Annotated in this window: 24 protein-coding genes and 1 tRNA gene; 7 read left to right on the forward strand and 18 right to left on the reverse strand. The window is 65.8% G+C overall.

Going from position 1 to position 20,565, the window contains the following annotated elements; translation table 11 throughout:
- From CV770_RS35695 to ygfZ, 6 genes are all read right to left on the reverse strand, one after another.
- The coding region (locus CV770_RS35695) for a DUF2339 domain-containing protein (RefSeq protein WP_146101416.1) at positions 1-1,337 on the reverse strand (1,337 nt) is incomplete at its 3' end.
- 50 nt (positions 1,338-1,387) lie between these two features.
- Positions 1,388-2,356 (reverse strand): NUDIX hydrolase, encoded by a 969-nt coding sequence (locus tag CV770_RS35700; protein ID WP_104465680.1) that lies wholly within the window; start codon positions 2,354-2,356, stop codon positions 1,388-1,390.
- Positions 2,357-2,498: 142 nt separating this feature from the next.
- On the reverse strand, positions 2,499-3,005 hold the full coding sequence (locus tag CV770_RS35705; protein ID WP_091967324.1) for a tyrosine phosphatase family protein: 507 nt from the start codon (positions 3,003-3,005) through the stop codon (positions 2,499-2,501).
- 171 nt (positions 3,006-3,176) lie between these two features.
- On the reverse strand, positions 3,177-3,791 hold the full coding sequence (locus CV770_RS35710; protein WP_104465681.1) for a YfbR-like 5'-deoxynucleotidase: 615 nt from the start codon (positions 3,789-3,791) through the stop codon (positions 3,177-3,179).
- Positions 3,788-4,414 carry a DNA-3-methyladenine glycosylase I gene (locus CV770_RS35715; RefSeq protein ID WP_104465682.1) on the reverse strand — a complete coding sequence of 209 codons (627 nt, stop codon included), beginning with the start codon at positions 4,412-4,414 and terminating at the stop codon, positions 3,788-3,790. The genes CV770_RS35710 and CV770_RS35715 overlap by 4 nt, the downstream gene beginning before the upstream one ends.
- The gene (gene ygfZ, locus CV770_RS35720) at positions 4,411-5,286 is read right to left on the reverse strand and encodes a CAF17-like 4Fe-4S cluster assembly/insertion protein YgfZ (protein ID WP_091967331.1); all 876 of its coding nucleotides are present in this window, start codon (positions 5,284-5,286) and stop codon (positions 4,411-4,413) included. The genes CV770_RS35715 and ygfZ overlap by 4 nt, the downstream gene beginning before the upstream one ends.
- Positions 5,287-5,387: 101 nt before the next feature.
- On the opposite strand from ygfZ, the gene CV770_RS35725 reads away from it, so the two are divergent.
- From CV770_RS35725 to CV770_RS35745, 5 genes are all read left to right on the forward strand, one after another.
- On the forward strand, positions 5,388-6,722 hold the full coding sequence (locus CV770_RS35725; protein WP_091967333.1) for a dihydroorotase: 1,335 nt from the start codon (positions 5,388-5,390) through the stop codon (positions 6,720-6,722).
- Between the two features lie 161 nt (positions 6,723-6,883).
- Positions 6,884-7,768 (forward strand): sulfurtransferase, encoded by an 885-nt coding sequence (locus CV770_RS35730; protein WP_245453948.1) that lies wholly within the window; start codon positions 6,884-6,886, stop codon positions 7,766-7,768.
- Positions 7,769-8,057: 289 nt separating this feature from the next.
- On the forward strand, positions 8,058-8,747 hold the full coding sequence (locus CV770_RS35735) for an RNA polymerase sigma factor (protein WP_104465696.1): 690 nt from the start codon (positions 8,058-8,060) through the stop codon (positions 8,745-8,747).
- A gap of 105 nt (positions 8,748-8,852) precedes the next feature.
- A complete protein-coding gene (locus CV770_RS35740; RefSeq protein ID WP_165637504.1) occupies positions 8,853-9,386 on the forward strand; it encodes a DUF4142 domain-containing protein in 534 nt (177 codons plus the stop codon).
- Between the two features lie 10 nt (positions 9,387-9,396).
- Complete coding sequence (locus CV770_RS35745; RefSeq protein WP_091960401.1) at positions 9,397-9,717, forward strand: cupredoxin domain-containing protein; 321 nt, start codon at positions 9,397-9,399, stop codon at positions 9,715-9,717.
- 191 nt (positions 9,718-9,908) lie between these two features.
- Here the strand turns inward: CV770_RS35745 and CV770_RS35750 are convergent, their stop codons facing one another.
- From CV770_RS35750 to CV770_RS35765, 4 genes are all read right to left on the reverse strand, one after another.
- Positions 9,909-10,175, reverse strand: a complete 267-nt coding sequence (locus tag CV770_RS35750) for a hypothetical protein (RefSeq protein WP_018323382.1) — start codon at positions 10,173-10,175, stop codon at positions 9,909-9,911.
- A gap of 290 nt (positions 10,176-10,465) precedes the next feature.
- The gene (locus CV770_RS35755) at positions 10,466-10,843 is read right to left on the reverse strand and encodes a TIGR02301 family protein (RefSeq protein ID WP_104465683.1); all 378 of its coding nucleotides are present in this window, start codon (positions 10,841-10,843) and stop codon (positions 10,466-10,468) included.
- 92 nt (positions 10,844-10,935) lie between these two features.
- Complete coding sequence (locus CV770_RS35760; protein WP_104465684.1) at positions 10,936-11,370, reverse strand: NUDIX hydrolase; 435 nt, start codon at positions 11,368-11,370, stop codon at positions 10,936-10,938.
- Between the two features lie 49 nt (positions 11,371-11,419).
- On the reverse strand, positions 11,420-11,920 hold the full coding sequence (locus tag CV770_RS35765) for a hypothetical protein (RefSeq protein WP_104465685.1): 501 nt from the start codon (positions 11,918-11,920) through the stop codon (positions 11,420-11,422).
- Between the two features lie 63 nt (positions 11,921-11,983).
- Between CV770_RS35765 and CV770_RS35770 the strand changes: the two genes are divergently transcribed.
- A complete protein-coding gene (locus tag CV770_RS35770) occupies positions 11,984-12,748 on the forward strand; it encodes an SOS response-associated peptidase (protein ID WP_104465686.1) in 765 nt (254 codons plus the stop codon).
- A 111-nt stretch (positions 12,749-12,859) separates the two neighbouring features.
- On the opposite strand, the gene CV770_RS35775 is transcribed toward CV770_RS35770, so the two are convergent.
- From CV770_RS35775 to CV770_RS35800, 6 genes are all read right to left on the reverse strand, one after another.
- A complete protein-coding gene (locus CV770_RS35775) occupies positions 12,860-14,053 on the reverse strand; it encodes a CaiB/BaiF CoA transferase family protein (RefSeq protein ID WP_104465687.1) in 1,194 nt (397 codons plus the stop codon).
- Positions 14,054-14,090: 37 nt separating this feature from the next.
- Positions 14,091-15,020: a glycine reductase gene (locus CV770_RS35780; RefSeq protein WP_104465688.1), complete on the reverse strand. Its 930-nt coding sequence runs from the start codon at positions 15,018-15,020 to the stop codon at positions 14,091-14,093.
- 312 nt (positions 15,021-15,332) lie between these two features.
- Positions 15,333-15,914: an NUDIX domain-containing protein gene (locus CV770_RS35785; RefSeq protein WP_104465689.1), complete on the reverse strand. Its 582-nt coding sequence runs from the start codon at positions 15,912-15,914 to the stop codon at positions 15,333-15,335.
- A gap of 10 nt (positions 15,915-15,924) precedes the next feature.
- The gene (locus CV770_RS35790; RefSeq protein WP_104465690.1) at positions 15,925-16,368 is read right to left on the reverse strand and encodes a GNAT family acetyltransferase; all 444 of its coding nucleotides are present in this window, start codon (positions 16,366-16,368) and stop codon (positions 15,925-15,927) included.
- On the reverse strand, positions 16,365-17,792 hold the full coding sequence (locus CV770_RS35795; RefSeq protein WP_104465691.1) for an FAD-binding oxidoreductase: 1,428 nt from the start codon (positions 17,790-17,792) through the stop codon (positions 16,365-16,367). The genes CV770_RS35790 and CV770_RS35795 overlap by 4 nt, the downstream gene beginning before the upstream one ends.
- A 79-nt stretch (positions 17,793-17,871) precedes the next feature.
- Complete coding sequence (locus tag CV770_RS35800) at positions 17,872-18,861, reverse strand: L-threonylcarbamoyladenylate synthase (protein ID WP_104465692.1); 990 nt, start codon at positions 18,859-18,861, stop codon at positions 17,872-17,874.
- Positions 18,862-18,929: 68 nt separating this feature from the next.
- Between CV770_RS35800 and CV770_RS35805 the strand changes: the two genes are divergently transcribed.
- Positions 18,930-19,006, forward strand: a tRNA-Pro gene (locus tag CV770_RS35805).
- 288 nt (positions 19,007-19,294) lie between these two features.
- Here the strand turns inward: CV770_RS35805 and CV770_RS35810 are convergent.
- Positions 19,295-19,621 carry a hypothetical protein gene (locus tag CV770_RS35810; RefSeq protein WP_104465693.1) on the reverse strand — a complete coding sequence of 109 codons (327 nt, stop codon included), beginning with the start codon at positions 19,619-19,621 and terminating at the stop codon, positions 19,295-19,297.
- A 312-nt stretch (positions 19,622-19,933) separates the two neighbouring features.
- Positions 19,934-20,353: a hypothetical protein gene (locus CV770_RS43595; RefSeq protein ID WP_245453949.1), complete on the reverse strand. Its 420-nt coding sequence runs from the start codon at positions 20,351-20,353 to the stop codon at positions 19,934-19,936.
- Positions 20,354-20,565: the final 212 nt, after the last annotated feature.

The following is a 20,565-nucleotide window of genomic DNA, read 5'->3' on the forward strand; positions in this document are numbered from 1 at the left end:
GCCATCACCAGATGCAGCGTCACCGAGCTGTCGATCGCGGTCGGCCCGATACCGGACATCGCGCCGCCCGGCAGCACCAGCATGTCGGGATTGGCGCGCACCGCCCATTCGGCGAACACGATGAAGACGGTCGCTGCGGCCGCGCCGAGCGCGCCGGTGGCCGCCGGCGCACGCCAGGCGACGAGAAGCGTCGCGCCGACGAGAAGCGTGAACGCGATCAGCGCCAGATCCGCATGTGCGCTCGACAGCACGATCAGCATGGCGCCGAACAGGTAGGCGCCGAGCGAGCTGGACGAAACCGGCTCGATCTCGCCGTCCTCGATGGTGGGGCCGAACATGAAGCCGCAGACCACGAGCAGCGCGGCGAGCACGAAGCCTGCAATAGCATGGAAGGCGTGCGGCGCGACCTGGACCTGCTCGGTGTCGAGACCCGGGAAGATCCAGAGCACGGCAAAGGCGATCGTCGTGACCGCGAGCCAGCGCCACAGCCGGATGCGCGCGAGGCCGAAGCTCGCGGCAGTGACGATGGCGAGGTAGATGTAGAGCGCCCAGTAATCCGGCTTGCCGCTGGAGACGAGGAGCGGCGTCACGAAGGCGCCGACCACGCCGAGGCCGGCCAGCGCCGGCCCGTGCAGCAGCGCGGCGGCGAGCGTGCACATGGCCACGATGCCGAGCAGCACGAAGGCGGTGGCGGGCACGAGGAAGCCATAGAGCGCATAGGCGGCATAGATGGTCGCGAACGCTACCGCCGTACCCGCGGCGGTGAGAATCGCCGGGATGTTGGCGATCGGCAGCGCCTGGATGTTGGAAATGCTTTCCTTGCGCCGCGACCACTCGCCGGCCCCGAGCAGCGCAGCTGCGAACAGGCCGCCCAGGAACACGCGCACGCCCGGGCCGAGCAGGCCGGCCTCGATCGAATAGCGCACCATGAAGAAGCCGCCGAGCGCGAGCGCAAGGCCGCCGATCCACACCACCCAGCGGGTGCCGAGCTGCTCCTCGAAGCCGGGGGCCGCGGCCGGCACCGGAGGTGGTGCGGCAGCCGCGGGGCTCGCTTCGAGCGGCGGCGGTGAAAGTTCTTCGGCGACGAATGGAGGCGGCGCCGCTTCGGCTTCGGGCGCAAGCGGCGGCGGCTCGGCGGCCGTCGTCGCGGGCGCGGGGGCCTGCTCCTGCACGGGCATGAGCGGCGGCGGCTGCACCTGCCGCTGCGCGTAGAACATCTCTTCGAGCGAATTCAGTCGCCGGCGCAGCTCGGCCGCCTGGCTGGAGGCCTTGATCGCGATCAGGAAGGCGGCGATCGCAATGATCCACGCAAAGACGTCAAACGGGCCGTCGAACATAAAGCCTCCAGGCGACCGGCGGGCAGGGGCCGGTCACGTAATATGTCGGGTTAACGCCGGGAGCGCACGCGCAAGCCCGGCGCGGGCCGCTCCTGGAGCACGTCGCGCCGGAAGCGATAGAGCGCCGCCGGCCGTCCGCCCGTCTGTGTCGACATCACCCCGGTCGGTTCGACCAGGGCTTCCATTTCGACCAGGCGGCGGAAATTCTGCTTGTGCAGGCGCCGGCCGGAGATTGCCTCGACCGTATGCTGCAGTTCGGTAAGTGTGAATTCAGGCGGCAAAAGTTCAAAGACGACAGGACGATACTTCAGTTTTGCCCGCAGCCGCGCGATCGCCGTGGCGAGAATCCGGCGGTGGTCGAACTGCATCGAGGTCCCGAGCGGGGGAAGCGTCTTGCGCGCTAATGCCGCAGGGCGGCCGTCGCGTCGCGCTTCCTCGACCAGCCCCGCCTCGTACAAGAGCTCGTAGCGGTCGAGCACGCGCTCCTCGTCCCAGGCCGCCCCGTCAAGGCCGAAATAGAACCGCACGCGATCCTTGCGCGGCAGCGCGCGCGTCGTCTCCGGCGTCTCCTCCGCGGCCCATTCGGTCAGCGCGGGAATGATGTCGCGGGCGATGATCGCAGGCGGCTCCTCGCGCCGGTCTTCCCAAGGGAAGAAGCGATACCATGGCGCGAAGCTCGCCGCGTTTGCCGCAAGCTCGCCGTCCACCGCGCGCGTCAAGGCGAGATAGCCGATCGACACCATATGCGCGCCGGTGTCGCCGGCCTCGGCATGGCGGCCGCGATCGCCGAAGGTGTAGAGCTGCTCGACATAGCCGAGCCGCAAGCCTGCCTGTTCCTCGACCCAGGCGCGCAGGCCGATGTCGAAGGTGCGATGCGCGAGCGCGTCGAACGGGCCGAACGGCAGGCCGGCAAGCCCGTCATTGCCGCGCGCGGTGAGGATCAGCGGCTCATGCCCCTCGATCGCGACGATCGCCGCGGTCAGGCCGATCTCGATCGGCGTCAGCAGCGTCTCGGTCATGTGATATCGCGCGCAGCTGTTGCCACAAACTCGTCATGCCCGGGCTTGTCCCGGGCATCCACGTTCTTCGTACCGCGCGAAAGTTCGTGGATGGCCGGGACAAGCCCGGCCATGACGCAGCATCTGCGATGTGGCGCAGCTGTCATTCGAGCTCGATCACGAAGGGACGGCCCTCGACCATCATCGCGCCCGGGCCGATCTCGTCGAGCGCGCGCAGCATGCGGCCGTTGCGTCCCAGCGCACGGTCGGCAAGGCCGACGATGCGCCGGTTCGGCGAGGCGATCGGCGAGGCCGCGCGGATCTTCCTGGCGATCTCGAGCTCGTCGCGGTTTGGATTGAGCGCGCAGACCGCCGCGAACGCGCTCGCGGTGGAGCGGCTGATGCCGGCATAGCAATGCACCACCAGCGGCGCGCTGCGGTCCCAGCCGCGCACGAAGTTCAGCACCTGATCGATATGGGTCTCGGACGGTGCGACGAAACCGTCCATCTCCTCGGTGATGTCGTCCATCGACACCTTGAGATGGTTGGCGGGCAGCACGGACACCGGCCGTGCCACCTGTTCGACATTGGCCATCACGGTCAGCACGTGGCTGGCCCTGGTGAGGCGGACGGTTTCGGGAAGCGCGGCGAGGGAACAGACGTGGATCATGGGGGACCTTTTTGCCGCGACTATAGCCGGTGCCGTAGGGTGGGCAAAGCGACATGTCCGCCGTAGCTCGAAGAGCGAAGGCGGAAGCGTGCACAGCATCTTTGTCGCAAAAGCGAAAGGACTTGGGCACGGCGCTAACGCGCCTTTGCCCACCCTACGAAGGGATGATGCTCACGCGAACACCGCGCCAAACCGCTCCAGAAACTGCTTCTCGGCCCGCGCCGCCGTCCACGGCGTCAGATAGTCGCGCCGGACGCTGTCGGAGAGGCCGGGATCCTTGCCGAACAGGCGCCGCGCCTCGCTCTCGCTGAAGCCCGCAAGCTCGGTCGCTTCCAGATAGGCCGCCCCGCGATCGGCGGCCTTGATCGCCAGCGTGACCTCCTCAGGCAGCACCGGCGGCAGTCCGAAGCGGATATGGATGGCGCCGAGCAGGCGTTTTTCGACCGCCTTGTAATGGCCGTCGAGCACCGCCTTGAACGGCGAGATCATGTCGCCGATGACATATTCGGGCGCATCATGCAGCAGCGCTGCGAGCCGCATGCGCTGGTCGACGCGCGGCATCTCGTGCCGCATCACGGTTTCCACCAGCAGCGTGTGCTGTGCAACCGAGAAGATGTGTGTGCCAACGGTCTGCCCGTTCCAGCGCGCGACGCGCGCCAGTCCATGCGCGATGTCGGCGATCTCGACGTCGAGCGGGGAGGGATCGAGCAGATCGAGCCGCCGTCCCGACAGCATGCGCTGCCAGGCGCGGGACGCCACGTCGCGTGCGGTCTTCTTGGCCGTCATTTGACCTTGAGGCGCGGCTTGCGCTGCGTCTTGCTGCAGCTGGCGTGACAGTGGCAGTCGACGAGGTGGTCGTTGACCATGCCGGTCGCCTGCATGAAGGCATAGACGATGGTCGGGCCGACGAATTTGAAGCCGCGCGAGGACAGATCCTTCGAGATTTGCACCGACAGCGGCGTCGAGGCCGGCACGCTCGCCGTGGTCTTGAAATGATTGACCTTGGGCCGTCCGTCCATGAAGTCCCACAGCAGTTTTGAGAAGCCCGGGCCTTTCTCCATGATGTCGAGATAAGACTTCGCGCTCGCGATCGTGCCGTCGATCTTGGCACGGTTGCGCACGATGCCGGCATCGTTCATCAGCGCGTGCACCTTCTTCGCATTGTAGCGCGCGATCTTCTCCGGCTGGAATTCGTCGAAGGCTGTGCGGAAATTGTCGCGCTTGCGCAGGATCGTGATCCAGGACAGGCCGGCCTGGAAACCGTCGAGGATCAGCTTTTCGTACAGCGCGCGGTCGTCATACTCCGGCACGCCCCATTCGGTGTCGTGATAGGCAACGTAGAACGGATCATCGCCCGGCCAGGGGCAGCGGGTCTTTCCGTCGGGATGCAGACGAGGGGCTCGGCTCATGCGGTGGGCTGCTTCGCTGGAATACGGACGACGTCAGGTTCTGCCAGCTTCAAGGCGAGGCCGCCTGCGGTGAGGGGTTGGCCGGCATCGAGCGCGTCTGCGACACGGTCGATGCGCACCAGGGCAATGCCCTTGCCGCCTGATGTCGAGCCGATGGTGCCGACCGGCTTGTCGCCGGCGAGAATGGTTGCGCCGGCCTCGGGCGAGGGGCCGTCGAGCAGCACCTTCACGCTGCGGGTGCGCGCGGTGCCGCGATGCTGCATGCGCGAGACGACCTCCTGGCCGACATAGCAACCCTTGTCGAAGTCGACGCCGGCAAGGCGGTCCATGTTGGTCTCGTGCGGAAACGCATCGCTGTACATGAAATCAAGCCCGCCGCGCGGCACGCCGAGCGCGATGCGGTGCGCCTCGTAGTCGGTCGCCTCGACCAGCTCGGCCCCGATGAGGTCGGAGAGCTTCTCCTTGAGATCTTCGGGGATCAGGATGCGATAGCCGAGCGTTTCGTTGCGCGGATCAGTGAAGGCAAGATCGGGCTGCGCCGCAGGCTGGCCGTCCCAGGCCGCGAGCACGCCGAGATCGAGGTTTTCCACCGTGACCTTGGCGCGCAGCTTGTAGAATTTCAGCTTGGTGGCGAAGCTCTCGGCCAGCGCCTTGGGGCAGTCGATCAGGAACCCGCCGCCGTGACCCGCGGGGACTTCCGTGATCAGGAAATCCACGATGATCTTGCCCTGCGGCGTCAGCAACGCGCCGAATCGCCCCAGCCCCGGTTTCAGCCTGTCGAGGTCGGTCGTGACCAGGCCGTTGAGGAAGTTGCGCGCATCCTCGCCCGCGACCTTGACCACGCCCCGGTCGGGAAGAAACGCTGATTTCATGCGAAAATCTCTTGCGACATGTTGCTCCGGAACGTAAGCCCGCGAGGCATAAACGACAAGACCTCGAGCCCTGCGCTTGGGGATGACAAGGGCCTTCAGCCATGACCCAGCGTTTCGATGTGATCCTCAAAGGCGGCACCGTCGTCAACCAGGACGGCGAGAATGTTCGCGATATCGGCATCACCGGCGGCCGCATCGCCGAGCTGGGCCCATTATCGCAGGCCTCGGCCGCGGAGGTCATCGACTGCAAGGGCCTGCACATCCTGCCCGGCGTGATGGACACGCAGGTGCATTTCCGGGAGCCCGGGCTGGAGCAGAAGGAAGACCTCGAGACCGGTTCGCGCAGCGCCGTGATGGGCGGCGTCACCGCCGTGTTCGAGATGCCGAACACCTCGCCATTGACGGTGACGGAGGCCACCTTCACCGACAAGGTGAAGCGCGCGCATCACCGCATGCATTGCGATTTCGCCTTCTTCATCGGCGGCACCCGTGAGAACGTGCAGGACCTTCCGGTGCTGGAGCGCGCGCCGGGCTGTGCCGGCGTCAAGGTGTTCATCGGTTCCTCCACCGGCGCGCTGCTGGTGGAGGACGATGAGAGCCTGCGTCGCATCTTCCAGGTGATCCGCCGCCGCGCGGCTTTCCATGCCGAGGACGAATACCGCCTCAACGACCGCAAGTCGCTGCGCATCGAGGGCGATCCGCGCTCGCATCCGGTGTGGCGCGACGAGACCGCGGCGCTGATGGCGACGCAGCGCCTCGTCAAGCTCGCGCACGAGACCGGAAAGCGCATCCACGTGCTGCACATCTCGACCAAGGAAGAGATCGAGTTCCTGCGCGACCACAAGGACGTCGCCTCCTGCGAAGCGACGCCGCACCATCTCACGCTGGTTGCGCCCGAGTGCTACGAGCGGCTCGGCACGCTGGCTCAGATGAACCCGCCGGTGCGCGGCGCCGATCACCGCGCCGGCATCTGGCGCGGCATCGAGCAGGGCATCATCGACGTGCTCGGCTCCGACCACGCCCCGCATACGCTGGAGGAGAAGCAGAAGACCTATCCGGCCTCGCCCTCCGGCATGACCGGCGTGCAGACGCTGGTGCCCCTGATGCTCGATCACGTCAATGCGGGCCGGCTTTCTCTGGCGCGCTTCGTCGATCTCACCAGCGCCGGCCCTGCGCGCCTCTACAACATGGCCTGCAAGGGCCGCATCGCCGCCGGCTACGACGCCGATTTCACCATCGTCGATTTGAAGCGCAGCGAGACCATCACCAACAAATGGGTGGCGTCGAAAGCCGGCTGGACGCCCTATGACGGGTTGCGCGTCACGGGTTGGCCCGTCGGCACCTTCATCCGCGGCCGCCGCGTGATGTGGCAGGGCGAGCTGGTGACGCCCTCGCGGGGCGAGCCGGTGCGGTTTTTGGAGACGCTGAAGCAGTAGCTTGCCGCGCTCGTTGTGATCCGTCATCCTGAGGTGCGCGCCATGCAATGCTCCTGCATTGCATGGCAAGCCTCGAAGGATGAGCGGCACCTGCTGGTGGCCGTGCCCTTCGAGGCCTTCGCTACGCTCCGGCACCTCAGGGTGACGGGGATGGTGTGCGTATGATGGGAGACTATCCAATAAGCCAGAGTGCCCTCATCACCACCGAGCAGCTCGCCGCCATCCTGGGCGATCCCATCCTTCGTCTCTACGACTGCACGACCTACAACGAGCCGGTGCCATCAGGCAGTGACGTACCGTATCGTGCAGTCCCCGGCGACAAGACGTTCGCGGCGGGTCACATCCCCGGCGCCGATTTCCTCGACCTGCAGGGCGAGTTCTCCGACACCTCGTCGCAGCAGTTCTTCATGATGCCTGATGTCGCCCAATTGGAGGCCGCCTTCGGCCGCCACGGCGCTGATGCGAGCAAGACCATCGTGCTCTACAGCATCGGGACGATGATGTGGGCGACGCGGTTCTGGTGGATGCTGCGCTCGCTCGGCGTCGATGCCCATGTGCTCGACGGCGGCTTCGACAAATGGAAGGAAGAAGGGCGGCCGGTCGCAACAGGCGCGGCGAAGGGATATCCTGCCACGACCCTCAAGGCCGCGCCGCGCGCGGGCTTCTTCGTCGACAAGACGACCGTGAAGGCGCGGATCGGAGATCCCTCGACGGTCATCGTCAACGCGCTCGGACCGCAGTTTCATCGCGGCCTCGAGCCGAGCCGCTACGGCCGGCCGGGCCGCGTTCCCGGCAGCATCAACGTATCAGCCGCAACGCTCGTGAACGCCGACAAGACGCTGACCGGCCTTGCGGACGCGGAAGCGAAATTCGCGGCGCAGGGTGTCACGCGCGACAAGAGCGTGATTCTCTATTGCGGCGGCGGCATCTCGGCGACGATCGACCTGTTCCTGCTGACGCAGCTCGGCTACGACAGACTGACGCTCTACGACGCCTCGATGGGCGAATGGGCGAGGGATCCGGCGCTGCCGATCGAGACGGATTAGGTTTGCCCAGCTCCCCTTTAGAGGAGAGCTGTCGCGTACGGGCAGTGCTCTTTTGGCCACGATATTCTCCACGTCGTCATGGCCGGGCTTGTCCCGGCCATCCACGCCTTGCCACGCAGCACAGAATGTGGATGCCCGGGACAAGCCCGGGCATGACGACCTCTTGTGAAGCTTCAAGTGTGGTTACCTGCCCTTCAGGGGAGGGTAAGATCCGGGGCAAGAAATCTGGGAACCTTTCTTGCCGGCCGGCATCCAATGTCCGGAACCAATGGAGATCGAGGTACCCGCCATGCCAGGGACCGCAGCCGGCCTGTCCGCCGGCCTCAGGACGTCGGAATCCGAGCTGATCGAGCGCGCGCGGCGCCGTGACGAGGCCGCGCTCCGCGAGATCATGCAGGCCAACAACCGCAGGCTCTATCGCCTCGCGCGCGGCATCTTGCGCAGCGACAGCGAGGCCGAGGACGTGGTGCAGGAAACCTACGTCCGCGCCTTCACGCATCTCGATGGCTTTCTGGGTGAAGCCGCGCTGTCGACCTGGTTGTCGCGCATTGCGATCAACGAGGCGCTCGGACGCTTGCGCAGTCGGAAGCCGCAGGTCGAGCTGGGATCGGTGCCGGAGGCAACGCTGGAAGCACAGATCATCCAGTTTCCCCTTTCGTCCGCCGCAACCGATCCGGAAAAATCCATGGCCCAACGCGAGATCCAGCGCGTCGTCGAACACGCGGTCGATGAATTGCCCGACGTCTACCGCATGGTCTTCATCGCGCGGGTGATGGAGGCCATGAGCATGGAGGAGACGGCCGAGCTGCTCGGCATCAAGCCCGAGACCGTCAAGACGCGGCTGCACCGTGCGCGCACCCTGCTGCGCGCGAACGTCGAGAAGAAGATCGGCCCCGTCGTGATGGACGCGTTTCCGTTCGCCGGACAGCGCTGCGAGCGCCTGACGGAGGCCGTGCTCGGGCGCCTTGGCATAGGTTGATTGGCGTCGGCCCGTAATTTTTCGGGAACGTTCGCGCGATACTCGCATCCAATCCCTGTGAAGCAACGCGCCGGCGAACGTCCGGCGCCACAGGAGTATCGAGCCATGTTCACCCGATGGAGCGCGGCGGTCGCCGCGGCAATTCTGTTGTCGAGCCCCGCGCTGCTGGAAGGCGCCAGCGCAGCCGACAAGCCCACCGATCCCCAGATCGCCCATATCGCCTACACCGCCGGCGTGATCGACATCAACGCCGCCAAGCAGGCGCAGAAGAGGGCGAAGAGCAAGGACGTGAAAGCGTTTGCCGAGGACATGCTGCGCGACCACGAGGCGGTCAACAAGCAGGCGCTGGCGCTGGTCAAGAAATTGAACGTCACGCCGGAGGACAACGACACCAGCAAGGCGCTGTCGAAGCAGGCGAGCGACAAGCTGGCCGAGCTCGACAAGCTGGACGGCGCCGCCTTCGACAAGGCCTATGTCGCCAACGAGGTCGCCTACCACAAGGCGGTCAACGGCGCGCTGGAGACCCAACTCATTCCGTCCGCCAGCAATGCCGAGCTGAAAAGCCTGCTGCAAACAGGCCTGAAGATCTTCCAGGGACATCAGCAGCACGCCGAGCACGTCGCGGCCGAGCTGAAATAGGGGGAGGGCAATGATGCCGGAGCGACTGGCTTCGATCGCCATAGCACTTGTCCTTGCGGCGATGGTCACCCCGGCGCACGCCGCGACCATCGAGATCACGATGGAGAATCTCGAGATATCTCCGGCCGATGTGACGGCCAAGGTCGGCGACACCATCAATTGGATCAACAAGGACGTCTTCGCCCACACCGCCACGGCGAAGAATGGCGATTTCGACGTGACATTGCCGCCGAAGAAGTCGGCGACATCGGTTCTGAAGAAGGCGGGAGCGATCGACTATTACTGCCGCTATCATCCCAACATGAAAGCGACTCTCAAGGTCGAGCCGTGAGGGGAGGGAGCACGTTCCTGATCGCCGCGGGAATATCTCCCGGCCGCCGCGAGACTAATGCTTGTCCGCGGCAAGCGGCTTCCGTGCGATAAACACGGCAGACTTCGCGAAGGCTTTCGCCAATCCGTTCGCAAAGTCATTCATCCGTTGACTGGCCCCGCCCGCGTGGCGGGGTCATTTTCGCGGAAAGCTTACTGCCTTGCGAGCGTGACCGAGAACTCGCCGTTGCGGATGCGACCCGGAAAACCCTCGACGAACTTGGCGACCGCGTCCTCGCCATAGGTCCCGACGAGTTCGGCGAAGGCCGCAAACAAGCTCGCCTGCGCCAGGCAGTCGCCGTCGACGCCCTCATGGCGCGCTTCGGCCCAGGCCTCGTTGAGATAGCTCAGTGCGGCCTGCTTCTGCTCGTGATCGGGCAGCGGCGCGCGGTCGGGGGCGTAGGAAATCGGCTGGCTCATGAAACTCGATCAGGGCTGGGGCGCGATCCACGGCGATGCGCTGTGCGAGAGGTGTAGCACGCGCATTAACGACCGCTAGGCCACATCTTTAGGAACGGTTAACGGCTGTGAACAAAGTCGATGACAGGGTTCCGTGCGCCTCGCATCAACCTGTCTCGTCATTCCGGGGCGCGCGTAGCGCGAACTGCGGTGCGCAGTTGCGCACCTGAGAATCCATCGCACCACCAACTCTGGCGCCCGATGGATTCCGGGCTCGCGACTTCGTCGCACCCCGGAATGACGGAGAGAGTTCAGTTCGCGTAGCGCGCCGTGAGATCGCGCGAGATCTTCGAGCCTTCCTCGATGTAGCGGCGGATCGCGACGGTGGCGGCTGGCGTGCAGCTCCGATAGGTCTGCTGAAAGCCGTTATAGCCGCGGTTGAAGCCGGCGATCATGCGAGTGCGGCGCTCCCCGGAGGGGGTTTCGGCATCGATCAGTGCCTGCATCTCGTTGCGCCATTTGTTGCCCTCGTTGGACCCGCAGATGCCACGCAGATAGTGCAGGCCGCCGAGAATCTCGGCCAGCCGCTGCAAATCGGCGTCGAACGGCGCCGCCACGTCCTGGGCCCTCGCGGGCCCGGAGGCGCAGGCGAGAATCAGGGCAAAAATGGCCAGAAATCGCGTGGACATCGGCGGGGTGTATGCCCCGTCGGGGCCGGGGAAGCAAGGCGAGCCACACGGGCGGTGCGCTCCCTCTCCCGCTTGCGGGGCCCGCGGCTCGGTCAGGCTCCAATCAGCCGCGCAGCGGACTGAATGACCTCTTCCAACCCTCCGGTCAGCTTGGGGTCGCCGAGGCCCGCCAGGGCATCCGGGGCGATCCAGCGGTAGTCGTCGAGCTCGTCGTTCAGGATCGGCTCCCGCGCCACCCAGCGGGCGGCAAACGACATGATCAGGTAATGGCCGGCACCGGGCGCGGCGGGCAGCACCTCGCGCCAGCCGGCGAGGCCGACGATCGCGATGTCGAGCCCGGTCTCCTCGTCGACTTCGCGGCTCAGGGCCTGATGCAGCGATTCGCCGAATTCGACCCGGCCGCCCGGCAGCGAATAGAAGCCCTTGGCGGGCGAACGGGCGCGGCGGGTCAGCAGCACCTTGCCGTCACGGAAAATCGCGGCGCTGACGGCGAGCTGGGGATGGGTGGGCTGGACGACCGAAGCCATTTCTTAAAGGACCTGATTCTTAAAGGACCTCATTCTTGAAGGACCTGGCTCAGTTCGCCATGATGGTGTCGACGTCGGCTTCCGCCCCGCCATTGATGATGCCGCCGCAGGCGGCGATCAGCGGCTTGACCCAGAGCGTGGCCTGTTCGGCGAGGCGGACGCGGGTCGTGTCCTTCTCGACCTCGCGCATGGCCGAGCCGACCGCGGTCAGGATCGAGGTCATGGTATCGGTGATGTGGTCGAACTGGGCGCGCACGTTGGGGTTGGCCTTCTCATAGGCCTCGATGGCCAGATCCCGCGCCTTGAAGTTCGACGCCGTGAAATGCTCGGCATAGGACAGCGGCGACCAGGTCAAGAAATCTTCCGCGCATTCCGGCATGTCCGGGACCATTTCCAGCAGCATCACGGCTTCATTGAAATGGTTGAGATAGTCGGTGGCAAGCCCGGTCCGCGGGTTGATATTGGCCACGCGCAGCCGCTCGGCCCAGGCGGCGGCCTCGGGGCCCGTCTGTACATGCGTCCGCGCGGGTTGGGAGGCCGTTGAGCTCATCTGCCGCAGTGTTAACGTTCGGGGTTAAAAGGACCTGAACGGACCCTATATAGACACCCTGGGATGTGTGGACGCTTCGTCATAACTTCGGCCCCCGCGGCTTTGCGGCAACTGTTCGGCTATGTCGAGCAGCCCAATTTCCCGCCCCGGTACAATGTGGCCCCGACACAACCGATTCCGGTCGTTCTGGCCGAGAACGGCGCGCGGCATTTTCGCCTGATGCGCTGGGGCCTGTTGCCGAGCTGGGTCGAGGACCCCAAGGGCTTTACGCTCCTGATCAATGCGCGCTCCGAGACGGTGCTGGAGAAGCCCGCCTTCAAACGCGCGATTCGCCGGCGGCGCGGCCTGATCCCGGCCGATGGCTATTACGAATGGAAGGTGGAGGACGGCCGCAAGCAGCCGTTCTTCATCCACCGCGCCGACGGTGCGCCGCTCGGCTTTGCCGCATTGTTCGAGACCTGGGCCGGGCCGAACGGCGAGGAGCTCGACACGGTCGCGATCGTCACGGCCGCGGCGGGCGAGGATCTCGCCGCGCTGCATGACCGCGTGCCCGTTACCATCAGCGAGCGCGATTTCGAGCGCTGGCTCGACATCAGGGGCGACGAGGTCGATGCCATCCTGCCGCTGATGACCGCGCCGCGCATCGGCGAGTTTGCCTGGCACCCGGTCTCCACCCGCGTCAACCGCGTCGCCAATGACGACGATCAGTTGCTGCTGCCGATCAGCGCGGAGGAGATGGCGGCAGAAGCAGAGGCGGCGAAACCGAAGAAGGCGGCGCGGAAGGCGGCGGCCGGGCCGGCCGATGACGGGCAGGGGTCGTTGTTCTAGCCGCTCTGCCGTAGGGTGGGCAAAGGCGCAACGCTCCGTGCCCACGATCTCTCTCCTCAACGGGCAGTGGTGGGCACGCTTTCGCTTTGCCCACCCTACGGCAGCGGAGTTTTAAACGACCTCCCGTGCCCTCAGCGCCGCGATCTCCGCCGCGTCAAACCCCAGTTCACCCAGCACCGCATCCGTATCCGCGCCGAGCTCCGGCGCCATCCGGTCGAGCCTGCCGCCGCCATGGGCGAGCTTGAAGCCGCTGCCGGCAAAGCGCAGGCGGCCGTATTGCGTATCCAGCTGCTGAATCGCGTCGCGCGCCTTGACCTGCGGATGGTCGATCACCTCCTCGACCTTCCAGATGCTGGCGCAGGGCGCGCCGGCGTCTTCCAGGATCGTCTCCCATTCGCGCGCCGGTCTGGCCGCGAGCGCCGCTTCGATGATGGCGCGCAGCGCAGGTTCGTTCTCGTTGCGGGAAAACCAGTCGGCAAAGCGTGGGTCCGCGAGCGTGTCCTCGCGGCCGAGCGCGCTCATCAGCGCGCGGTACTGCTTCTCGTTGTTGACGGCGAGCAGGATGTGGCCATCGCCGCATTTGAACAAGTTCGCGGTGGTCCTGCGGCTCACGGCCTGGTTGCCCGAGAGTGTTTGGTGATGGCCGGCGACCGACCAGTCCGCGATCTGTCCCGACAGAAACGCCATCGTCGCCTCCAGCATGGAGACATCGATCAACTGCCCCTTGCCGGTGCGGTCGCGCTGATACAGCGCGCTCGACACGCCGAACGCGGCCGTGGCACCCGACAGCACGTCGCACACCGCAAAGCCCGCGCGCGTCGGCCCCGTCTCGGGATGGCCGGTGATCGCCATGATGCCGGACAGCGCCTGCATCTTGCCGTCATAGCCGGGCCGCAGGCGATCCGGGCCGGTCTGGCCGAAGCCCGAGACCGCGCAATAGATCAGTTTTGGATTGATCGCCGAGAGCGCCTCGTAGCCGATGCCGAGCTTGTCCATCACGCCGGGACGGAAATTCTCCATGACGACGTCGACCTGGCTCGCGAGCTTCTTCACGATCGCGATCGCCTCCGGCTTCTGCAGATCGAGAGTCAGGCTGCGCTTGTTGCCGTTGACGGCCTGGAACGCCGGCGCGAGGCCGCGGTCGGCCCATTCGCGGCTGAGCGGGGTGCGGCGCATGTCCTCGCCCTCGCGCCGCTCGACCTTGATGACGTCAGCCCCCAGCAGCGCGAGCTGGTAGCTCGCATAGGGGCCGGCCAGCACCTGGGTGAAGTCCAGGATCTTCACGCCCTCGAACGGTCGCGTCACGTCGCTCTCCCCTTTTGATTATCGTTATCGGAGGACGTCAGGCGGCGCGATTGCCGCGCGCGATCTCCTTCTGCTTGTCGAATTCGGCGCGGCGGCGCGCCAGCTCTTCCGGCGAAAGCTGTGCGACGTTGTTGTAGTCGAGCTTCCAGGAGGCGTCCTCGCTCCAGCGCAGTGGTGACTGCATCGTGGTCTGCGGGCCGCTCGCGCTCTCCAGCAGCTTGAGCGCCAGTTCGAGCGTCTGCGCCTGCGAGGCGACGTCGTGTGGCTTGCCGGCGGAATTGCCGAGCGGGAAGTCGGAGAACAGGAAGCGCGGCACGGCGGCGTGCTCGATGATGTCCTTGGCGCAGCCCATGATCACAGTCGGGATGCCGTTTTGCTCCAGGTGCCGCGCCACCAGCGCGGTGGTCTGGTGGCAGACCGGGCAGTTCGGCACCAGCACCGCGACGTCAACCTTGTCCGCAAGGCAGCGCGCCAGAATGTCCGGCGCGTCGGTGTCCAGCGTGACGCGATGGCTGCGGTTGGTCGGCGCGCCGAAGAAGCGCGGGGCGACTTCGCCGATGCGGCCTGCGGCGGACGCCTTCAAGAGCTGCGGCAGCGGAAACCAGGTGCCGTTGTCGGTCGCCGAGGTGTGCTTGCGGTCGTAGCCGATATGCGAGATGCGCAAATCGTGCTCTTTCGACGTGTCGCCGTCATAGACCTGGTAGAACTTTGCGCCGCCATTATACGCCGCGCCCGGCCCCTGATCGCCCTTGCTGGGATCATACGGCGCAGCGGTCGTGATGATGGTCACGCGCGACTTTGCCAGCGGCTTCTTCAGCGGCTGGAACGGCGCTTCGGTGTAATGCGCCCAGCGATACGCGGTGGTGTAGCCGATCGCCGCGTAATAGTCGCGGGTGCGCTGCATGTACGGGACGGGGGAGTCGTAGTCGGGCGCAAAGCCGAATTCGTCGTCGCGCGGCGTGGACATGGCGCGTCTCCTGGTTCTTGGTTGGCGACAGACTAGAGATAGTTTTGAGGTTGCTCAACGGGGGGAGGGGAGATGCAGGCCTGAATTGCAGAATGACGATGGTGCGCCGCGGACGGTGCCTCTTACCCTCCCCTGGAGGGGGAGGGTCGATCGCGCACAGCGCGAGCGGGGTGGGGTGATCTCTCCACGCAGGCACCGCATCAGTGGAGCGACTGTCGCCCCACCCCGTCTCACATTTCGCTGCGCTCGATGTGAGCCGACCCACGGGCGGCTACGCTCGTCCCGGACCCCTCCAGGGGAGGGTAAGCAAGCTCACTTGAACACGTGCAGCGCCACATATTGCAGCAGCATGATCGCCTTGGCGTCGATGATGCGGCCGTCGGCAATCATCGCCAGCGCCTCGTCGATCGAAAGCTCCAGCACCTCGATGTCCTCGCCCTCGTGCTCGAGGCCGCCGCCGTCGCTGACGCGCATCGAAGGCTCGTATTCGGCGACGAAGAAATGCAGTTTTTCGGTGATGGCGCCGGGGCTCATGAACGCCTCGAACACCTTGTGGACGTGGTGGAGGCGGTAGCCGGTCTCCTCCTCGGCCTCGGCGCGGATGCGCTCTTCGGGCTCGGCGTTGTCAAGCACGCCGGCGGCGGCTTCGATCAGGAGATCGTCGTAGCCGCGGATGAAGGCCGGCAGGCGAAACTGCCGCACCAGAATCACGGTACGCCCAGCGCGATTATACGGCAGCACGGCGGCGGCGTTGTCGCGCTCATAGGTCTCGCGGTGCTGCATCTGCCACTCGCCACTGGCGCGTCGATACTCGAACGTGGTGTTCTTCAGCGTGGTCCAGCCGTCCGAGAGCACGCGGACGTCCTTGATGCGGACGCGGTCGGAAATTGTCATTTGCTTGATCTCAGTTGCTTGGCGTGGCCGCGCGGCCGTCGAGCCACTTCTGGAACATCACGGATGTTGATAGCTCGAAGCCCAGCGAGCCGTAGAACGCATTGGCCTGCGCGTTCTCGCGGCGGACGAGGAGCTGCAGCTTCGAAATTCCGGCCGCGCGCAGCCAGTCCTCGGCCGCGGCCATCATGACGCGGCCATGGCCCCGCTTGCGGCCGTCGGGGTCGACCGCGACGTAATAGACCCAGCCGCGGTGGCCGTCATGGCCGACCATGACGGTCGCAACGATCGCGCCGCCATCGCGGCCGACCAGCACGGTCGAGTTATCGCGCCGCCGCGCCAAGGCGATGTCGGCATGCGGGTCGTTCCAGGGCCGCGTCAGGCCGCAGCGCTGCCACAGCGCGACGACCTCTTCGACATCGGCATCCCCGATGGCGTCGATCGCAAGAGCGCTCACAGCACCTTCCCCGGGTTCATGATGCCGAGCGGATCGAGCATCGCCTTGATCGCGCGCATCAGCTCGATCGCGGTCTTGTCCTTGACCTCCGGCAACTCGTCGCGCTTGAGCACGCCGATGCCGTGCTCGGCCGAGATCGATCCGCCCATGCGCAGCACGATCTCGAACACGACGGCATTCACGTCGTGCCAGCGCGCCAGAAAATCCGCGGTGTCGGCCCCGATCGGCTGGCTGACATTGTAATGCAGATTGCCGTCGCCGAGATGGCCGAACGGCACCGGCCGCGCGCCCGGGATCAGCTTCACCACGGCGGCGTTGGCTTCCTCGATGAATTCAGGCACCGCAGCGATCGGCACCGAGATGTCGTGCTTGATCGAGCCGCCCTCCGGCTTCTGCGCCGACGACATCTCCTCGCGCAGCTTCCAGAAGCCGTTGCGCTGGGTAAGGTTGGCCGCGATCACGGCGTCGTCGACGATCTCCTCCTCCATGGCGCGGGCGAGGATCGTCTCCAGCGGCGTACGGGCGTCGTCGCCAGGGGACGACAATTCCATCAGCACGTACCAGGGATGCTTCTCGGCGAGCGGATCGCGCACGTCGATGCCGTGGCGGACCGAGAAATCGACCGCCATCTCCGACAATAGTTCAAAACTCGTCAGCGCATTGGCGGCTTCGCTCTGCGCGATGGTCAGCAGCTTCAAGGCCGCCGCCGGCGATTTCAGCCCGACATAGGCGGTCTCGACCGCCCGCGGCTTCGGAAACAGTTTTAGGGTCGCCGCCGTGATGATGCCGAGCGTACCTTCGGCGCCGATGAAGAGATTGTGCAGATTGTAGCCGGTGTTGTCCTTTTTCAGCTTCGACAGCACGTTGAGTACGCGCCCGTCGGCGAGCACGACTTCCAGCCCCAGCGCCATCTCGCGCGCGACGCCATAGGCGAGCGCGGCGGTGCCGCCGGCATTGGTCGAGAGATTGCCGCCGATGGTGCAGCTTCCTTCCGCGCCGAGCGAGAGCGGAAACAGCCGGTCCACCTCAGCCGCCTTCGCTTGCGCGATCTGCAGCACCACGCCGGCCTCGCAGGTCATGGTGTTGGAGGCGGTGTCGACTTCGCGGATCTTATCGAGCCGCCGCAGCGACACCACCACCTCGCCATTATGCGGCGTCTGCCCGCCGACGAGCCCGGTGTTGCCGCCCTGCGGCACCAGGGCGATTTTATGCGCGGAGGCGAGCTTGCAGATTTCGGAAACCTCCGCCGTCGAGCCCGGACGCAGCACCAGCGGCGAGCGGCCGTGGAACAGATTGCGCTCCTCGGTGACGTAAGGCTCGATGTCATTCGCATCGGTGATCGCATGGCGCTCGCCGACGATCTTGCGGAATTGGTCGATCGGCTCGGGCGCAAGTGGAGGGATCGCAGGCTTATTGATATTCATTGTCTCGTCTCTACTTCCACTCTTATCTCTTGCGCATGATCTTATCGGAAAACCGCTGTGCACTTTTCCGGATCATGCGCTATCTTGCCACGGCAGCCCGGCGCAGCCGGTCGTTGATCGCTTCGCCCAGGCCTTCCTCGGGGATCGCCATCACCGCAATCGCGCGCGGGCTCTTCGCGTCGAGGCTGCGAAGATAGCCGAACAGATTGGCCGCGGCTTCATCGAGATCACCGGTGGGCGACAAATTCATGACGGCGACGGCCGCATCGACGCCGGGCAGGCGCTCGGAGCCGAACGCCAGTAGCGCTTCATCCAGCGCAACGTCACGCGCATTGAGCCGCACATGGGCGCGCGGCGCGTAATGCGAGGCCAGCATGCCCGGCGCCAGCGGCTGGCTGTCGTCGCTCTCGGCCTCCACAGGCGGCCGCGCCAGGGGCGCGCCCAGCACCGCCTCGATCCGCTCGCGCGACAACCCACCGGGCCGCAGCAGCATCGGCGCATCGAGGCAGCCGACAATGGTCGATTCCACTCCGACCGTAACAGGCCCGCCGTCGACGATCAGGTCGATCCGCCCTGCAAGGTCGCTCTCGACATGGGCCGCCAGCGTCGGCGAGACATGGCCGGAGATGTTGGCGGACGGCGCCACCACGGCGCCGCCGAAGGCGCGGAGGATCGTTTCCGCCACCGGGTGCGCGGGAATGCGAATCGCGACCGTGTCGAGGCCCGCAGTGGCGAGATCGGCCACCGGGCAGTTGTCCGTTTTCGGCACCACCAGCGTCAGCGGTCCCGGCCAGAACGCTTCCGCGAGCTTCAGGGCGCGCGCGTCGAACCGGCCGATCCGTCGCGCGGCGGCAATGTCCGGGACATGGGCGATCAGCGGATTGAACGCCGGCCGCCCCTTGGCGGCGTAGAGATGGGCGATCGCGGCGGCATTGGCCGCATCCGCCCCGAGCCCGTAGACGGTCTCGGTCGGAAACGCGACCAGCCCGCCGGCGGCCAGCGTGGCGGCCGCAGCCTCGGCGCCGGCCGCGCCGGCCGGTAAAATCAGCGTTTCAAGACCCGTTTTCACAGGGACAAAATTCCTCATGCCGGCCGCTTGCGGTGCGCCAAACCCGACGCTATAAGCCGCCTTCTTGTCGGAGTGTGGCTCAGCCCGGTAGAGCACTGCGTTCGGGACGCAGGGGTCGCAGGTTCGAATCCTGCCACTCCGACCATTCTTCCAAAAGTCGACGTTTTCCAGAGGCTTGGCGGACCGGCCGCCGGCGCCTCGGAACGCCTTTTTGCAACGATTTCGGGATCGGGTCCACGGCCGATTTGGCCGGGCAGGGCCGCTGGCTGTGGGAGCATGGCTCTCCAAGAGCTAACGTCGCTCCGACATTGCCGGGTAGGTCAGAGGACTACCGCTCGTAGCCCGTAGGATGGGTAGAGCGAAGCGAAACCCATCGAAGTTCTCGACGGGAAGGAAAGTGATGGGTTTCGCTTCGCTCAATCCATCCTACAGGTCACCGCCGCGCCACCACCACGCCCACCAGAAACGCCACCATCAGCGCCGGCAGCGGGGCCTCGCGCACCATGCCGCGCACGATATCCGGCCAGTGCTGCTCCGGGGCCAGTCTCGGCGATCGCACGTTCGGCGCGGGCTCGATGTCCCAGTGTGATGCGAGTTCGGCGATCTCGCTTTGCGCCAGCCGCACGCCGTCACGCACGCGGAAGATCGCGGCCTCCGTTCGCTCGCGCGGCGCGAGCGCCGTCAGCGTCGCGATCGCCGTGCGCAACGTCATCTCGCCAAAACCTTGCAGCCGCACCTGCTCCTCGGGATCGGATGTCATGCGAAATCCCTCACAGCGCGAAATGGCGCGCGAGGGCGAAGGCCGCTGTCGCGCACAGGACCAGCGTGGAAACTGCGCCGGCCACGCCGCGTGCGAGATGGGCCCGTGTAAGATGCCTGGTCATGATCGTGCTCCATGCTCTGCATGGAAATGGCGGCGATGGAACTTGGTTCCTTTGCGCCACATGCGAATCGTCGGGTTCGCAGGATGGGTAGAGCCCTTGCGAACCCATCACCTTCATCGCCTCGACAGGGCGATGGGTTTCGCTTGCGCTCTACCCATCCGACGCGCTGGCGGATCGCCGTGTGCTGATTACTTCCTCAAAAGCTCGCTCAATGCCGCCGTCGCCTCGGCGCAGCGGATGTCGTCGATCTCGCGGGATAGGCTGAGTGCGCTCGCTCTCAGTTCCTCGAGCTTCCAGCTCTCCGGACGCTGGTTTTCGAGCTGACCGAGACGCTTGTTCAGATCGTCCAGTCTCGATTGGAGCTGCCCGATGCTGGCATCTCCATTCACTTTCCAAACGCGTTGTGCACGCATCGTCGTTCCCCTGCTAGTCTCACGGCCTTGTGAGAGCGGTTCGTGGCCGGAATGGGAGTTTGTTTTGTCCGGCTTCAGATCGCGGGGAACCGTTGCAGATTCGCAACGTTTTGATGCGCGTCCGCCGGACGCTGCACAATGATACCCACGGGCGTGGATCGGATCGTGCCTTACATCGGCGGCAGCAAGGCGCATGGGACGCCGGTGCGAGCCAGGGAGTGAGGCTCCGTCCGGGCTACGCGATCGTGCCTGTGTCGCGCTCTGTCAATCCACCTTGCTTAAAATATTCCACTTTACCGAAATTCGGTTTCGGCGTATGTGTCGTCCATCCCGGCTCACCAAGAGGGGCGATCATGTGTCGTCACCATCGGGAGCCGGGCTTGCGGTGGACGCGGCAGCGTCGGCAC

Source organism: Bradyrhizobium sp. AC87j1 (genome assembly GCF_002936975.1).
Taxonomy (GTDB): domain Bacteria; phylum Pseudomonadota; class Alphaproteobacteria; order Rhizobiales; family Xanthobacteraceae; genus Bradyrhizobium; species Bradyrhizobium shewense.

What these genes read in the sequence shown, in the direction of transcription:
- CV770_RS35700 (WP_104465680.1), bottom strand. Translation starts at nt 2,356, where the DNA reads ATGACCGAGACGCTGCTGACGCCGATCGAGATCGGCCTGACCGCGGCG.
- CV770_RS35705 (WP_091967324.1), bottom strand. Translation starts at nt 3,005, where the DNA reads ATGATCCACGTCTGTTCCCTCGCCGCGCTTCCCGAAACCGTCCGCCTC.
- CV770_RS35710 (WP_104465681.1), bottom strand. Translation starts at nt 3,791, where the DNA reads ATGACGGCCAAGAAGACCGCACGCGACGTGGCGTCCCGCGCCTGGCAG.
- CV770_RS35715 (WP_104465682.1), bottom strand. Translation starts at nt 4,414, where the DNA reads ATGAGCCGAGCCCCTCGTCTGCATCCCGACGGAAAGACCCGCTGCCCC.
- ygfZ (WP_091967331.1), bottom strand. Translation starts at nt 5,286, where the DNA reads ATGAAATCAGCGTTTCTTCCCGACCGGGGCGTGGTCAAGGTCGCGGGC.
- CV770_RS35725 (WP_091967333.1), top strand. Translation starts at nt 5,388, where the DNA reads ATGACCCAGCGTTTCGATGTGATCCTCAAAGGCGGCACCGTCGTCAAC.
- CV770_RS35730 (WP_245453948.1), top strand. Translation starts at nt 6,884, where the DNA reads ATGATGGGAGACTATCCAATAAGCCAGAGTGCCCTCATCACCACCGAG.
- CV770_RS35735 (WP_104465696.1), top strand. Translation starts at nt 8,058, where the DNA reads ATGCCAGGGACCGCAGCCGGCCTGTCCGCCGGCCTCAGGACGTCGGAA.
- CV770_RS35740 (WP_165637504.1), top strand. Translation starts at nt 8,853, where the DNA reads ATGTTCACCCGATGGAGCGCGGCGGTCGCCGCGGCAATTCTGTTGTCG.
- CV770_RS35745 (WP_091960401.1), top strand. Translation starts at nt 9,397, where the DNA reads ATGATGCCGGAGCGACTGGCTTCGATCGCCATAGCACTTGTCCTTGCG.
- CV770_RS35750 (WP_018323382.1), bottom strand. Translation starts at nt 10,175, where the DNA reads ATGAGCCAGCCGATTTCCTACGCCCCCGACCGCGCGCCGCTGCCCGAT.
- CV770_RS35755 (WP_104465683.1), bottom strand. Translation starts at nt 10,843, where the DNA reads ATGTCCACGCGATTTCTGGCCATTTTTGCCCTGATTCTCGCCTGCGCC.
- CV770_RS35760 (WP_104465684.1), bottom strand. Translation starts at nt 11,370, where the DNA reads ATGGCTTCGGTCGTCCAGCCCACCCATCCCCAGCTCGCCGTCAGCGCC.
- CV770_RS35765 (WP_104465685.1), bottom strand. Translation starts at nt 11,920, where the DNA reads ATGAGCTCAACGGCCTCCCAACCCGCGCGGACGCATGTACAGACGGGC.
- CV770_RS35770 (WP_104465686.1), top strand. Translation starts at nt 11,984, where the DNA reads ATGTGTGGACGCTTCGTCATAACTTCGGCCCCCGCGGCTTTGCGGCAA.
- CV770_RS35780 (WP_104465688.1), bottom strand. Translation starts at nt 15,020, where the DNA reads ATGTCCACGCCGCGCGACGACGAATTCGGCTTTGCGCCCGACTACGAC.
- CV770_RS35785 (WP_104465689.1), bottom strand. Translation starts at nt 15,914, where the DNA reads ATGACAATTTCCGACCGCGTCCGCATCAAGGACGTCCGCGTGCTCTCG.
- CV770_RS35795 (WP_104465691.1), bottom strand. Translation starts at nt 17,792, where the DNA reads ATGAATATCAATAAGCCTGCGATCCCTCCACTTGCGCCCGAGCCGATC.
- CV770_RS35810 (WP_104465693.1), bottom strand. Translation starts at nt 19,621, where the DNA reads ATGACATCCGATCCCGAGGAGCAGGTGCGGCTGCAAGGTTTTGGCGAG.
- CV770_RS43595 (WP_245453949.1), bottom strand. Translation starts at nt 20,353, where the DNA reads ATGCGCCTTGCTGCCGCCGATGTAAGGCACGATCCGATCCACGCCCGT.